This window comes from Reyranella sp. (assembly GCF_965227665.1).
In the GTDB taxonomy this organism is placed as follows: domain Bacteria; phylum Pseudomonadota; class Alphaproteobacteria; order Reyranellales; family Reyranellaceae; genus Reyranella.
The window spans coordinates 3317487-3330588 of record NZ_OZ245767.1; the positions used below are offsets into that span (position 1 = coordinate 3317487).

Below are 13102 nucleotides of genomic sequence, written 5' to 3' on the forward strand. Positions count from 1 at the left end.
GGCTAGGCCGCCCGCCGACGGACATGTTTCAGGAGGGCAACCAAGGCCGCCGGAGTCACACCGGAGATGCGCGCCGCCTGTCCCAAGGTCGCCGGACGATTGGCCTCCAGCTTCTGGCGAACCTCCGTGGAGAGACTTCCGATGGCGCCGTAATCTAGATCTGGGGGCAGGGTGAGGGCTTCGTCCCGCCTGTAGGCCGCGATATCGCCGCGTTGTCGCGACAGGTATCCCTCGTAGCGGGAATCGATGGTAAGCTGTTCCACGATCTCCGGCGCTACGGCACCAAGTTCTGGCCATACGGCAACGAGACGATTCCAGTCGAGTTCCGGGTAGGCCAGGAGATCGAGGGCGGAGCGGGCAACGCCATCCTGGTTGATCGGGATCCCACGCTTGGCCAAGGCCGAAGGGCTGATCTTCAAACCGCCTGCGAGCGACCTCGCCGCGTCCAGGGCCTGATGTTTCACGTGAAACATCGTCGCTCGTTCGCCGCCGACACAGCCGATCTTCAGTCCGCGTGGCGTCAGCCGCTGGTCGGCGTTGTCGGCGCGAAGCCAAAGGCGGTACTCGGCCCGCGAGGTGAACATGCGATAGGGTTCCGTCACCCCGAGGGAGACGAGGTCGTCGATCAGGACGCCAAGGTACCCATCCGCGCGATCAACCACGAAGGGGTCTGCCAGCACCGCATTCAAACCAGCGATCAACCCCTGGGCCGCCGCTTCTTCGTATCCGGTGGTCCCGTTGATCTGGCCGGCCATGAAGAGGCCCGGGACACGGCGCGTTTCCAAAGTCGACTTCAGTTCGCGCGGGTCGATATGGTCGTACTCGATCGCGTAACCCGGCCTGAACATCTCGGCATGCTCCAGGCCCGGTATGGTCCGGAGCATCGCAAGCTGGACGTCCTGCGGCAGGGAGGTCGAGATCCCATTGGGATAGACGGTGTCGTCGTCCAGGCCCTCTGGCTCAAGGAAGATCTGGTGGCGATCCCGATGCCCGAACCGCACGACCTTGTCCTCGATCGACGGGCAGTAACGCGGTCCCACGCTTTCGATCTGCCCGGAATACATGGGTGCCCGGTGGAGATTGGCGCGGATGATCTCGTGCGTCTCGGCCGTGGTCGTCGTGATGTAGCAAGGGACCTGAGGGGTCGTAATCCGACCAGTCACGTAGGAGAATGGCTTTGCCGGGTCGTCGCCGTCCTGCCGTTCCAGAGAGGCGTAATCGATCGTCCGGCCATCGAGGCGCGCCGGGGTTCCCGTCTTGAGGCGTCCCAGCTTGAAGCCCAGCCGGTGCAAGGTGAGCGCCAGCGCCGTCGAGGGCTCCTCGACTCCCTGGCCGCGCGCGCGGCCTGCCGGAATCTGGGTCTCGCCCATATGGATGAGGCCGCGAAGGAAGGTCCCGGTCGTCAGGATCACCCGCCCGGCGCCAATCTCGGCGCCCGACTCGGTGACGACTCCCGCACACCTGCCCGTTGCATCGATGAGAATGTCTGCAACCGCGTCGGCCCGGATTTCGAGGCTCGCCTGTTCGGCGAGCAGTTCCTGGATCGCCCTCCGGTAGAGCTTCCGGTCGGCCTGAGCCCGCGGGCCTCGGACGGCCGGCCCCTTGGACAGGTTCAGTGTGCGGAACTGGATTCCGCCGCGATCGATCGCCCGGCCCATGATGCCGTCGAGCGCGTCGATCTCGCGGACGAGATGGCCCTTGCCGAGCCCGCCGATCGCGGGATTGCAGGACATCTCGCCAATTGTCTCGATCCGGTGGGTGAGAAGCAGGGTCCGTGCGCCGAGACGCGCCGACGCCGCGGCCGCTTCACAGCCGGCATGGCCGCCACCCACCACGATGACATCATATAAAGAGGCCCGCATGCCGCGCCATTTACGCTTCCAGCCCGCAGCGGTCGAGTCCACTCCGCTGTAGCGCCCCTGCCACAGGGCCCGCGTGTCGCACGCCTCAGGATCGCCAAATTCTTGACGGCCGCGGCTGCGTTGCCTAACAGCGAGGCATCGACGGTCCTCCTTAACCGGAGGCTAACAGGGAATGCCGTGCTGCTCCTTCGGGGGCTAATCGGCAGCTGTACCCGCAGCTGTAAGCGGCGAGCGACTGCCCCAGAGTCACTGGACGAAAGTCTGGGAAGACGGGCAGGAGCCGTGACCCGCGAGCCAGAAGACCTGCCGGCGATAGCGTCGCTCTTCCGATGGACGGGACAATCCAACGGGACGGTCAACCGAGCGGTGACGCGCCTTGTGCGTGTTCTGTCTTGGGAGATCCGTCTATGACGCCGATCCGTCGAATTCTATTCGTCCTTCCGTTCCTGGCGCCTCTCGCCTCGCCTCTGACGGCGCAGGCCCAGACCGAACCGGACGCGATGATGCCCACCACGGTCGTGACAGCCGATCGCTTCCCGACCGACCCGAGCAAGGTCACCGCCAGCTACACCGTGGTCATGCAGGAAGAGATGCAGCGAAGGCAGCTCCGCACGGCCGCCGAAGTGCTCAAGACCGTTCCCGGCGTCTCGGTGCAACAGTCCGGCGGCGTGGGCACATTGACCTCAGTCTTCGTGCGCGGCTCGAACGCCAATCACGTGCTGGTGCTGATCGACGGCGTCAATGTCAGCGATCCATCGAGCGGCAACGGCGCGGTCGACTTCGGCAACTTCCTCACCGAGAACCTCGACCGCATCGAGGTCGTGCGCGGCCCCATGAGCACGATGTACGGCAGCCAGGCGATGGGCGGCGTCATCAACATGGTCACCAAGGCCGGCAAGGGGCCGATGAACGGCGCGGCCTTCACCGAACTGGGCACGCGACTGCAGAGCAACAGCGGCGCCTACGTGCGCGGTAGTGTCGGACGCTTCAATTACAACCTGACGGCCGCCGGCACGTTCAGCCCCAACGATACGCCGGTGCCGGCCCGCTTCACGCCGAACGGCGGCTTCGTCGACATCGATCCCTATCGCAACATCACGCTCGCGGCGCGACTGGGCTTCGAGATCAACGACAACACGCAGTTCAACTGGTACGGCCGCTACATCGACAGCAAGGTCAACTACGACCAGGTCGGTCAGGAAGATCCGAATGCCAACGGCTACACCTCGCAGTTCTACACGCGCGGCGAGCTCGAAGGCTCGTATTTCGACGGACGCTGGAAGCCGGTCATCGGGGTCAATTACAGTACGATCTCGCGGCACGATCTCGACTATGCGAGCCCGCAGAACCCGTTTCCGTTCAATACCGACAGCTGGTTCAACGGTCGTCGCCTCCAGGCCGATTTCAAGAACCTCGTGAAGATCATCGATCAGGTCGAGGTCATCGGCGGCATCGATTACGACCGGCAGTGGGCCTACACGAATACGATCGGTCCGTTCACGCCCTATACGCAGGCGTGGGGGACGATGGCGCAGACCGGTATCTACGGCCAGCTTCGTCTCAATCCGTTCGACGGCTTCAACCTCAACGTCGGCGGCCGCATCGACATGAACGACATGTTCGGCACGGTCGGTACCTGGCGCGCCGGCGCGTCCTATCTCTGGGCACCGACGGACACCAAGATCAAGGCGTCCTACGGCACGGCCTTCAAGGCACCCGCGCTGATCGAGATGTTCGGTCCCGGGCCGTTCTGCGGCGGCAATCCCAATCTCCAGCCCGAGTACAGCCGCGGCTACGAGGTTGGCGTGGAGCAGGGGATCTTCGACCGCAAGGTGAAGGCCGGCATCACCTACTTCTTCAATACCTATTCGAACCTGATCCAGTGCGCGCCGCCGACCTTCGCCCTGATGCAGAACGTCGCCAACGCCCAGACCGAAGGCTTCGAGGTGACCCTCCAGATCAGCCCGCTGAAGTGGTTCGATCTCTATTTCGACTACACACACCTGATCGCGCGCAACGTCGACGCCAACCAGCCGCTGGTGCGCCGGCCGGGCGACACCTTCAACATCCGCGCCGAGGTGCGGCCGTGGGAGAACACCCTGTTCGGCGTCGGCGTTCTGCAGGTCAACAGCCGAACCGATATCAATGCCACGACCGGCGCGTTCATGACCCCGGCGCCCTACACGCTGGTTCGCATCACGGCGCAGTACGACGTGATCCCGTCGGTCCAGCTCTTCGCCCGTGCCGAAAACGTCCTGGACCGGGTGTACGAGGAACCGGAAGGTTATCAGGCCCCGTACTTCCAGGCCTTCTTCGGCGTGAAGGCCAAGTTCTGAGGTGACGATCCGGCGGCGCCATCGGCGAAACTTGCTGCAAGTCTTCGCTGGTGGCGTAGCTTTCGCTACCGTGACCCAAACGACCGCCGCCTCGACGACCCCCATTGCCTTGCTTCATCTCGCTCCCCGTCCCGGGGCGCCCGAGGCGAACAGGAACGCCCTCGAGCAGGCCGTGCGCCGGGCCGCGGCACACGGCGCGCGACTGATCGTGACGCCGGAACTCGCCGTGAGCGGCTATGGCTTCCGCGATCTCATCGGCACCGACTGGATCGCAGCGGGGCAACCCGCCCTGTTCGCCTGGGCCGGCGCGCTCGCGCGGGAAACCAATGCGTCCCTGGTGCTCGGCACACCGGAAGCCGCCGAGGATGGAAAGCTGTTCAACAGCATGGTCCTGTTCGCGCCAGACGGATCGGTGGTGGGCCGGCACCGCAAGGTGAACGCCTTGCGGGTGGGATCCGAATCTTGGTCGACGCCGGGCGACCGTGCCTCGGTGTTCGCCATAGAGGGCATCGGCCGGGTCGGCTTCTTCGTCTGCGCCGACATGTATTCGCCGCGTCTCGTCGATGAAACCGCGGTCCAGGGCGTCGACCTGCTCCTGTCCTCCGCCGCCTGGGCCCCGGGCCTTCACGGGCCGAACGGTGAATGGGAGCGCGCTTCCGCCACAACCGGCCGGCCTGTTCTCGTCTGCAATCGCACCGGCAAGGATGTCCTCGATTTCGATGCGGCCCGATCGGTCGCCGCCGTCGAGGGCGCGATCGCCTTCTCGCACGCCTCGCCCGAGCCAGGGATCGTGCTGATCGACTGGACACCCGCCACGCGCCGCCTCACCAACTGGCGCATCACTGGCGCGGCCTAGGGCGGGGAGATCATGCAAATTGGACTGACGACACCCCAACACAGACCTCATCCTGAGGAGCGCTCCGGAGGAGCGCGTCTCGAAGGATGGGCGCGCGCAACCCGTCCGTTGCCCATCCTTCGAGACGCCGCGCTACGCGCGGCTCCTCAGGATGAGGTTGTCATCGAGCTTTGACGATGGCGTTCCTTCGCAGCTTCGCAGGCTTCGTGCTGCTCTTTTTGGCCGTCCCCGCGATGGCCCAGACACCGCAGCGCGTGGTGACGCTCAATCTCTGCCTCGATCAGATGGCGCTCCGGCTGGCCGCACCCGGCCAACTCGTGGGCGTGAGCTATCTTTCACAGGATCCCAACCTCTCCGTCCTGGCCGACCGCGCCGCCACCCTGGCGCCGGTTCGCGACTCCGTCGAAACGATCCTCGTGCTGCAGCCCGATCTCGTGATCCTCGGCGCGGACAGCCACGCCCCGCTCAAGCGCCTGCTGCGCGGCGCCGGCGTGCGCCTGCTCGAACTGCCGTGGGCGACGTCGATCGAGGAGGCCGAGACCGTCATCGACCGGATGGCGGCGGCGCTCGGCCGCGAGGAGATCGGTCGGCGCCTGATTGCCGACATGCGCGAGAAGCAACGTCGACTTACGTGGACGGGCGCGCCGCTCGGCACGGCGATCTATCTCGAGGCCAACCGCGGGACTTCGGGCAAGGGCAGCCTGATGGACGAGCTTCTGCGACTCTCCGGCTACCGCAATCTCGCCGCCGATCTCGGCATCGGCTCCTTCGGCCGCGTGTCGCTGGAAGCGGTCCTTGCGGGTCAGCCCAACCTCCTGGTGCTCGACGGCAGCGCCAATGAAAGCCCGGCGCGGGCCACCGAGTTCGTCGGCCATCACGCGTTGCTCGCCCTGGCGGGCACGGCGAAGCTCGCGTCGGTACCGACCCGGTATTCGATCTGCGCCGGGCCGGACAATTTCGAGGTGATGCGACTCCTGGCGGAGGCGCGGCGATGAATCGCTGGCTGGTCCTGCTGGTGGCCGGGCTTTTCCTGCTGTCGCTGGCGGTCGGTCCGGCCTGGTGGCCGTGGCGTCTGGGCAACGAGGTCGGCTGGGCCATCGTCTGGGAACTGCGCCTGCCGCGCGCGACCCTGGGCCTGCTGATCGGCGGCGTGCTGGGCCTCAGCGGTGCGGTGCTGCAAGGCTGGCTGCGCAATCCGCTGGCAGAACCCGGGGTGATCGGCGTGTCGGCCTGTGCCGGCTTCGCCGCAGTCTGCGCCTTCTACAGCGGTCTTGCCGCCGCCTTCGCGCTGGCGCTGCCGCTGGCCGGCATCGCCGGCGCCGCGATTGCCGTCGCTCTCCTGATGGGCGCCGTGCGTTCCGGCACGGGGACCGTCTCGCTGCTGCTGATGGGCGTGGCGATCAACGCCATCGCCGCGGCGCTGATCTCGCTGGTGCTGGCGCTGTCGCCCAACCCCTTTGCCTATCAGGAGATCTCGCTGTGGCTGGCCGGCTCGATCGTCGACCGCGATCTGCGCTATCTCGCCATCGCCGCCCCGTTCATGATCGTCGGCGCGGTCATCGTTCTGGGCGTCGGACGCTGGCTCGATGCCCTGTCGCTGGGCGAGGACACGGCCCGCAGCCTCGGCGCGGATACGAAGTCGCTCGGTCTTCGCCTGACGCTCGGCGTCGGCCTGATGGTGGGAGCGGCCACCTCGGTGGCGGGCGTCATCGGCTTCGTCGGCCTGATTGCCCCTCATCTGATCCGCGCCCGCGTCGGCTTCCGCCCGGGGGCAACGCTCGTTCCGTCGATGCTGGTCGGCGCCGCGCTCGTGCTGGGCGCCGACATCGCGGTGCGTCTGCTGCCGACCGCCTCCGAACTCCAGCTCGGCGTCTTCACCTCGCTGGTCGGCGCGCCCTTCCTGGTGCGGGCGGTGCGCAAGGCCCATGCCGCCTGGCTCGCCACATGACCAGGACCGGCAGTGCCATCTCCGTGCGCGGTCTCGTGAGCCGCCGCGACCATGCCGTGGTGCTGGACGGCATCGATCTCGCTTTCGAAGCGGGCCAGGTCACCGCCATCGTCGGTCCCAACGGCGCGGGCAAGACGACCCTGCTGCGCCATCTCGCGGGCCTCGATACGCCGTCGGCCGGGGAAGTCGAGCTGCGCGGTCAGCCCTTGGCCTCGCTCGGCGCCGCCATTCGGGCCTGGAGCATCGCCTACCTTCCGCAAGCAGCATCCGCCTACTGGCCGTTGCGCGCGCGCGACCTGGTGGCCCTCGGCCGGTTGCCGCATGGCGCCGATCTCAGCCGGCCCCTGACAGCGCAGGATGTTCAGGCGGTACGGCACGCGCTCGAACGGGTGGACGGCATGCGGCTCTCGGAGCGGCCCGTCGACACGCTCTCGCAGGGCGAGCGAGCCCGCGTGATGATGGCCCGGGCGCTCGCAACCGAAGCCGCGGTCTTCCTGGCCGACGAACCGGTCGCCAGCCTCGACCCGGCCTATGCCCTGGAGACCATGACGATCCTGCGCGCCGAGGCGGCACGCAATGCCTGCGTGATCGTCGTGCTCCACGACCTGGGCCTGGCCGCCCGCTTTGCTGACCGCATCGTCGTGTTGGCAGATCACAAGGTCGCCGCCGACGGCCCGCCGTCGGTTGCCCTGGCGGCCGGCGTGATCGAGGCCGCCTATGGCGTCACCTTCCGCCACCTCACCGTGGACGGTATCCCCCAACCGGTGGCGTGGGAGCGGTGAGCGTTACGCCGCCCGCTTGCGGGAGGTCGTCTTGCGCCGCGCTTTTTTCGCCTTGGGCTTGGCCTTGCGGCCATGCGCCTCGAGGAAGCGGTCGGCCTTTTCGCGCGACGGCCCGCTCCCGCCCTTGAGGCTCTTCTTCAGGGCCTCCATGAGATCGACGACCTTCTCTTCTTCCTGTTCGGGCGCCTCCGAGACCACAGGCTGACCCTTCTTCTTCTTCGCGATCAGCTCGCGCAACGCATCCTCGTAGCGATCCGTGAAGCGGCTGGGGTCGAACCTGGCATCCTGCTGTTCGATGATCTTCTCGGCGATCTGCAGCATGCGGGCGTCCGGCTTCGGCAGGCTGCGGTCGAACACGTCCGACGTGCCGCGAACCTCGTCGTGGGTCCGCAACGTGGTGAGCAGGATCCCTCCGTCCCGGGGCTCGAGCGCGCAGATGCGTTCGCGCTGGTGCATCACGACGCGCCCCAGCGCGACCTTCTTCCGCTTGTCCATCGCGGCCCGGATCACCGAGAAGGCCTCGATGCCGGTCCTGCCGGAGGGGGCGAGATAATAGGGCTCGTCCCAGTAGATGCGATCGATGTCGGCGGCATCGACGAATTCCTCGATGTCGAGGATGCGCGTCGATTCGAGCCTCACCGAGTCCAGCTCTTCCTTCTCGAACAGCACGTACTTGTTCTTGGATACGGCGAATCCTCTCACGAGATCGGCGCGGTCCACCGGCTCGCCCGTGCCGGCATCGACCGACTGCATGCGGATGCGGTTGTTGGTCTTGGGATTGATCATGTTGAAATGAATGTCCGCACTACGCTCGGTCGCGGTGTAGAGCGCGACGGGGCAGGTCACCAGCGAGAGTCTTAGATGGCCCTCCCAGGTCGGTCGCATCGCTTTCTTCTTGGCCATTACTTTACTCCGACTTCACGAGCTTCTCGATTGCGGCCCGCAGCGGACGCGCGGACTTCGCGTAGTCCTTCCACGGCTTGTTGCGCTTCAGCAGCGCCGGCGCGGTGCGCACCGTGTACTTCGTCGGATCGAGGCCCTTCTTGACCTGCGTCCATTCGATCGGCATCGACACGGTGGCGCCGGGACGGGCGCGCGACGACAGCGGCGCGACAGCGGTGGCCGTGCGATCGTTGCGCAGATAGTCGAGGAAGATGCGGCCGGTCCGTTCCTTCTTCGCCATGTTGATCACGTAGCGGTCGGGCTCCGCGTCCGCCAAACGGCGGCAGATTTCCCGGGTGAAGGTCTTGGCCGTGTCCCAATCGGGACTCTTCTTGTCGTCCGTCAGGGGCACGACGACATGAAGGCCCTTGCCGCCCGTCGTCTTGCAGAAAGGCACGAGGCCCAGTTTCCGCAGACGCGCGGCGATGTCGCGCGCGCCGGCGATCACGGCTTCGAAGCCCACGTCCGGCGCCGGGTCGAGATCGAAGACCAGCCGGCCGGGCAGGTCGGGATTTCCGGGCTGGCAGTTCCACGGATGCAGCTCGGTCGCGCCCATCTGCGCCACGGCCGCAAGTCCTTCCACGCGATCGATCTGGAGATAAGGCTTCTTGTCGCCGTCGACCTTCACTTCTGAAAGAAGGTGCGACGAGCCCGCCATCGCGTGACGCTGGAAGAAGTGCTGCTTGCCGTCGATCCCGTCGGGCGTGCGCACGATCGAGCAGGGGCGTCCCGCGATGTGATCGATCATCCAGTCGCCGACCGCCTCGTAGTAGCGCGCGAGCTCGATCTTGGTGACAGGCGGCTTCTCGTCGGGCCACAGCGGCTTGTCGGGATGGGAGATCGATACGCCCATCACCATCGCCTTGCCCGACGAATCGGTCGCCGCCGTACGTTTGAGCTTGGACGTCTTGCGGGGCGTCGGCTTCGCCATCTCGACCTTCTCGGGGTTCGCCGCGACTTCCGCCTCGACCTCCTCGGCTGGCTTGTCGCCGCGCAGTCCCTTGAACGCAGCCTGTCGTACATTGCCGGCCCCGGTCCAGCCGGCGAACTCGATCTCGGCCACCAGATCGGGACGGGCCCAATGCATGTTCGCTTCCTTGGGCGGGCTCGCTCCGGCGGCGAAGGGACTGGTCTTGCTCTCGACCTCCCGCAGCTTCGGGACGAGAGCGCGCATCACGGATTCCCCGAAGCCGGTGCCGACGCGGCCGACATAGACGAGCTTGCGGCTCTTGCCGTCGCCGCGATGGACGCCGGCAAGCAAGGAGCGCAGGCGACGCCCTTCGCTGGTCCAGCCCCCGATGATAACCTCATGCCCCGCCCGGCACTTGGCCTTGGTCCAGCTGCCGCCGCGCCCCGACTTGTAGGGCGCAGCAAGTTCCTTCGACACGATCCCTTCGAGGTGCATGCGGCAGGCCGATTGCAGCACGGCATCGCCCGCGGTCTCGAAGTGATCGACATAGCGCAGGGCGGCGCTCGGGTCGGGCAGCCCCTCGAGTACCTGCTTGAGGCGCGCCTTGCGGTCCGACAGCGGCAACGGGCGCAGGTCTTCACCCTCCAGGAACAGGAGATCGAAGGCGAAGAAGATCAGCTTCTCCGACTGGCCTTCCGACAAGGCGGCCTGCAGCGCGGCGAAGTCCGGTGCGCCATGCGCGTCGAGCGCCACCGCCTCGCCGTCCAGGATGCAGTCCGGCAACTTCGCCGCCTGGCGGGCGATGGCCGCGAACTTCTCGGTCCAGTCGAGCCCCTTGCGCGTACGCAGATGGGCCTCGCCGTCCTCGACGCGAAGCTGCAGGCGATAGCCGTCGAACTTGACCTCGTGCGCCCATCCCGCCGCGGCCGGGGCGCGCTCGACCAGCTTGGCGAGCTGCGGCTCGACGAACTTCGGCATCGCCGCGATCTTCCTGACCTTGGCTTTCTTCGACCTCGACTTGGCGGGCACAGGCTCGGGCGCCGGATCCTCTCCGTCCTTCCGGTTGCTGTGCCAGACCGCGCCGGCGCTGCGCTTCTTGCCTGTCATAAAGGGCGTCGGCGCCCTGCCGCCGCCCAGCGCGATCTCCTTCAGGGTGCGACCCGAAGCGATCGACTTGGGATCCTTCAGGACCTTGTCGTCGTCGCCCTCGTGCGCCGACGCATCGCGGTGCTTGATCAGCAGCCAGTTGGTCCGCTTGCCGCCCTTGCGGTCCCATTTCATGCGCACCAGCACCCAGCTTCCCTCGAGCCGCTCGCCCACCAGCGTGAACTTCAGGTCGCCGCTCTTCAGCCCCTCATGCGGATCACCTTCCGGAATCCAGTAGCCGCGGTCCCAGAGCTGCACCGTGCCGCCGCCATATTGGTCCTCGGGAATGGTGCCTTCGAAGTCACCGTAGTCGAGGGGATGGTCCTCCACTTCGACCGCCAGGCGCTTGATCTTCGGATCGAGCGACGGGCCCTTGGTCACGGCCCACGACTTGAACGTGCCATCGAGTTCGAGACGAAGGTCGTAGTGGAGCCGAGTCGCATCGTGACGCTGAATGACGAACCGAAGCTGCCTGGACTTCGGCACGGACGACGTGCTTCCCGACGGCTCCTCCGTCAGGTTGAAGTCGCGCTTGGCGCGATAGGGAGCGAGACTGTCCTTGCGCATGAACCACCTCGCGCGTCGCGAACTATGCCGCGACCTGAACGTTTCCGATCAGGAGTCGTTCCGGCGGCGTCACTTCCCGATGCAGAAGTCGCGGAAGATCACGTCTAAAAGTTCGTCGAGGCGCACCGTCCCGGTGATGCGGCCGATGGCACGCACGGCCAGTCGAAGATCCTCCGCCGCCAAGGCCACCTCCGGCGCCTGCAGTGCGCGCGCCAGGGACGCCTGGCAGTCCAGGAGCGCCTCGCGATGACGCGCCCGTGTGAGCGGCGGCGCCCCGGCACCTTCCTCCATCGCCGCCGACGCGGCCTGCTCGAGGCGCGCCAGCAACCGGGGCAGGCCGGTCCCGTCCCGGGTCGACAGGGCGACGACCAGAGGATCGTCGATCGCGACGAGATCGGCCTTGTTCGCCACGGCGATATCGCGCTCTGCGTTCCAGCCTTCGGTCGAGTGCAGGATCGCCTGCATCTCCGAACGCCAGTCGCCGGACGCGTCGAGAACCAGCACCCGCAGGTCGGCAGCCGCCGCCCGCGCCCGGGCCCGGCGCACGCCCTCCTGCTCGATGGCGTCGCCCGACTCGCGCAGGCCCGCGGTATCGGCCAGCACAACCGGCCAGCCGCCGAGATCAAGATGCACTTCGATCACGTCGCGTGTCGTGCCGGCGGTCTCCGAGACGATCGCGGCCTCGCGCCGTGCGAGCAGGTTCAGCAGGGAGGACTTGCCGGCATTGGGCGGCCCGATGATCGCAATGGAAAGCCCATCGCGCAGCCGCTCGCCGCGGCGATCGTCGAGATGGGCCGCGATCTCCTCTTGCAGGCTGGCGATGACGACCCTGACTTCGTCCGCCAGCCCCTCGGGCAGATCCTCGTCGGGAAAGTCGATTGCCGCCTCGAGATGGGCCAGCGCCCGCATCCCCTTGCTGCGCCACTGCTCGTAGAGCCGGTGCAGGGCACCGTCCATCTGCTGCAGCGCCTGCCGCCGCTGCGCGGCCGTCTCGGCCGCCACCAGATCGGCGATGCCTTCGGCCTCGGTGAGGTCGAGCTTGCCGTGCTCGAAGGCGCGGCGCGTGAACTCGCCGGGTTCGGCCAGTCGGCAGAAGCCCAGATGGGCCAGGGCATCGAGCGCCGCGCCCACGACGGCGCGCCCGCCGTGGAGATGCAGTTCGGCCATCGGTTCGCCGGTCTCGGTGTTCGGCGCCGCGAACCAGACCACGAGGGCCTTGTCGAAAACCTCACCGGTCGAGGGATCGTGAAGTGCGCGCAGGACCATGCGCCGGGGTTCCGGCAGGGGCCGCCGGGTGAGCTGCTCCACCGCGTCGCCCGCCCGCGGGCCGCTCAGCCGCACGACCGCGAGCGCGCCGGGATGGGCGCGTGTGGGCGTCGGCGTGCCCAGCGCATAGATCGTGGCGTCGGTCACGTCCGTTTGGGCGCCGGTTGAGCGGGGCGCGGCGCGGGGGCGGCCGGCACGGGGCGCGCCATGACCTTGTCGGCGATCTTCTCGTACAGCGCTTCGGGAATCAGGCGCCGCTCGACCAGTTCGGTTTTCGCCTTGAAGGGCCGGGCGCGGATGATGGCTTCGGCGCGCACTTCGCCGATCCCGTCGAGCGACATGAGATCGTCGCGGCTGGCGCTGTTGAGGTCGATCAGCCCGGAGGCGGGCGCCGCCGGAGGAGGGGCAGGGCGCGCGCCCTGCGCCAGAACCGGGCTGGCGCCAAACAGGATCGCGAGGGCTGCGAGCAGGACTTTGAACGACATGG

10 protein-coding genes and 1 riboswitch are annotated in these 13102 nt (G+C 67.2%); of the genes, 5 read left to right on the forward strand and 5 right to left on the reverse strand.

The window, feature by feature from the left end; translation table 11 throughout:
* Nucleotides 1–2: 2 nt before the first annotated feature.
* A complete protein-coding gene (gene mnmG, locus ACO07I_RS15995; RefSeq protein ID WP_422018283.1) occupies nucleotides 3–1862 on the reverse strand; it encodes a tRNA uridine-5-carboxymethylaminomethyl(34) synthesis enzyme MnmG in 1860 nt (619 codons plus the stop codon).
* 125 nt (nucleotides 1863–1987) lie between these two features.
* A riboswitch (cobalamin riboswitch) is annotated at nucleotides 1988–2187 on the forward strand.
* Between the two features lie 82 nt (nucleotides 2188–2269).
* On the opposite strand from mnmG, the gene ACO07I_RS16000 reads away from it, so the two are divergent.
* The 5 genes from ACO07I_RS16000 (at nucleotide 2270) to ACO07I_RS16020 (ending at nucleotide 7784) form a co-directional block, all read left to right on the forward strand.
* A complete protein-coding gene (locus ACO07I_RS16000) occupies nucleotides 2270–4198 on the forward strand; it encodes a TonB-dependent receptor plug domain-containing protein (RefSeq protein WP_422009306.1) in 1929 nt (642 codons plus the stop codon).
* A 70-nt stretch (nucleotides 4199–4268) separates the two neighbouring features.
* Nucleotides 4269–5054, forward strand: a complete 786-nt coding sequence (locus ACO07I_RS16005; RefSeq protein ID WP_422009308.1) for a carbon-nitrogen hydrolase family protein — start codon at nucleotides 4269–4271, stop codon at nucleotides 5052–5054.
* A gap of 176 nt (nucleotides 5055–5230) precedes the next feature.
* Nucleotides 5231–6049 (forward strand): ABC transporter substrate-binding protein, encoded by an 819-nt coding sequence (locus ACO07I_RS16010; protein WP_422009310.1) that lies wholly within the window; start codon nucleotides 5231–5233, stop codon nucleotides 6047–6049.
* A complete protein-coding gene (locus ACO07I_RS16015; RefSeq protein WP_422009312.1) occupies nucleotides 6046–7002 on the forward strand; it encodes a FecCD family ABC transporter permease in 957 nt (318 codons plus the stop codon). Before ACO07I_RS16010 ends, ACO07I_RS16015 begins: the two co-directional genes overlap by 4 nt.
* Nucleotides 6999–7784, forward strand: a complete 786-nt coding sequence (locus ACO07I_RS16020; RefSeq protein ID WP_422009314.1) for an ABC transporter ATP-binding protein — start codon at nucleotides 6999–7001, stop codon at nucleotides 7782–7784. Before ACO07I_RS16015 ends, ACO07I_RS16020 begins: the two co-directional genes overlap by 4 nt.
* A gap of 3 nt (nucleotides 7785–7787) precedes the next feature.
* Here the strand turns inward: ACO07I_RS16020 and ACO07I_RS16025 are convergent, their stop codons facing one another.
* The 4 genes from ACO07I_RS16025 to ACO07I_RS16040 all read right to left on the reverse strand — a co-directional run bounded on the left by ACO07I_RS16025 (nucleotide 7788) and on the right by ACO07I_RS16040 (nucleotide 13100).
* On the reverse strand, nucleotides 7788–8687 hold the full coding sequence (locus ACO07I_RS16025) for a Ku protein (protein ID WP_422009316.1): 900 nt from the start codon (nucleotides 8685–8687) through the stop codon (nucleotides 7788–7790).
* Between the two features lie 4 nt (nucleotides 8688–8691).
* Nucleotides 8692–11349, reverse strand: coding sequence for a DNA ligase D (ligD, locus tag ACO07I_RS16030; RefSeq protein ID WP_422009318.1), 2658 nt, complete (start codon nucleotides 11347–11349; stop codon nucleotides 8692–8694).
* A gap of 69 nt (nucleotides 11350–11418) precedes the next feature.
* A complete protein-coding gene (gene mnmE, locus ACO07I_RS16035) occupies nucleotides 11419–12762 on the reverse strand; it encodes a tRNA uridine-5-carboxymethylaminomethyl(34) synthesis GTPase MnmE (protein WP_422009320.1) in 1344 nt (447 codons plus the stop codon).
* Complete coding sequence (locus tag ACO07I_RS16040) at nucleotides 12759–13100, reverse strand: ComEA family DNA-binding protein (protein WP_422009321.1); 342 nt, start codon at nucleotides 13098–13100, stop codon at nucleotides 12759–12761. The genes mnmE and ACO07I_RS16040 overlap by 4 nt, the downstream gene beginning before the upstream one ends.
* Between the last annotated feature and the right edge of the window lie 2 nt (nucleotides 13101–13102).

Bases quoted from the DNA above. Each gene is read 5' to 3' on its own strand.
- mnmG (WP_422018283.1), bottom strand. From the start codon at position 1,862: ATGCGGGCCTCTTTATATGATGTCATCGTGGTGGGTGGCGGCCATGCC.
- ACO07I_RS16000 (WP_422009306.1), top strand. From the start codon at position 2,270: ATGACGCCGATCCGTCGAATTCTATTCGTCCTTCCGTTCCTGGCGCCT.
- ACO07I_RS16010 (WP_422009310.1), top strand. From the start codon at position 5,231: ATGGCGTTCCTTCGCAGCTTCGCAGGCTTCGTGCTGCTCTTTTTGGCC.
- ACO07I_RS16015 (WP_422009312.1), top strand. From the start codon at position 6,046: ATGAATCGCTGGCTGGTCCTGCTGGTGGCCGGGCTTTTCCTGCTGTCG.
- ACO07I_RS16020 (WP_422009314.1), top strand. From the start codon at position 6,999: ATGACCAGGACCGGCAGTGCCATCTCCGTGCGCGGTCTCGTGAGCCGC.
- ACO07I_RS16025 (WP_422009316.1), bottom strand. From the start codon at position 8,687: ATGGCCAAGAAGAAAGCGATGCGACCGACCTGGGAGGGCCATCTAAGA.
- ligD (WP_422009318.1), bottom strand. From the start codon at position 11,349: ATGCGCAAGGACAGTCTCGCTCCCTATCGCGCCAAGCGCGACTTCAAC.
- ACO07I_RS16040 (WP_422009321.1), bottom strand. From the start codon at position 13,100: ATGTCGTTCAAAGTCCTGCTCGCAGCCCTCGCGATCCTGTTTGGCGCC.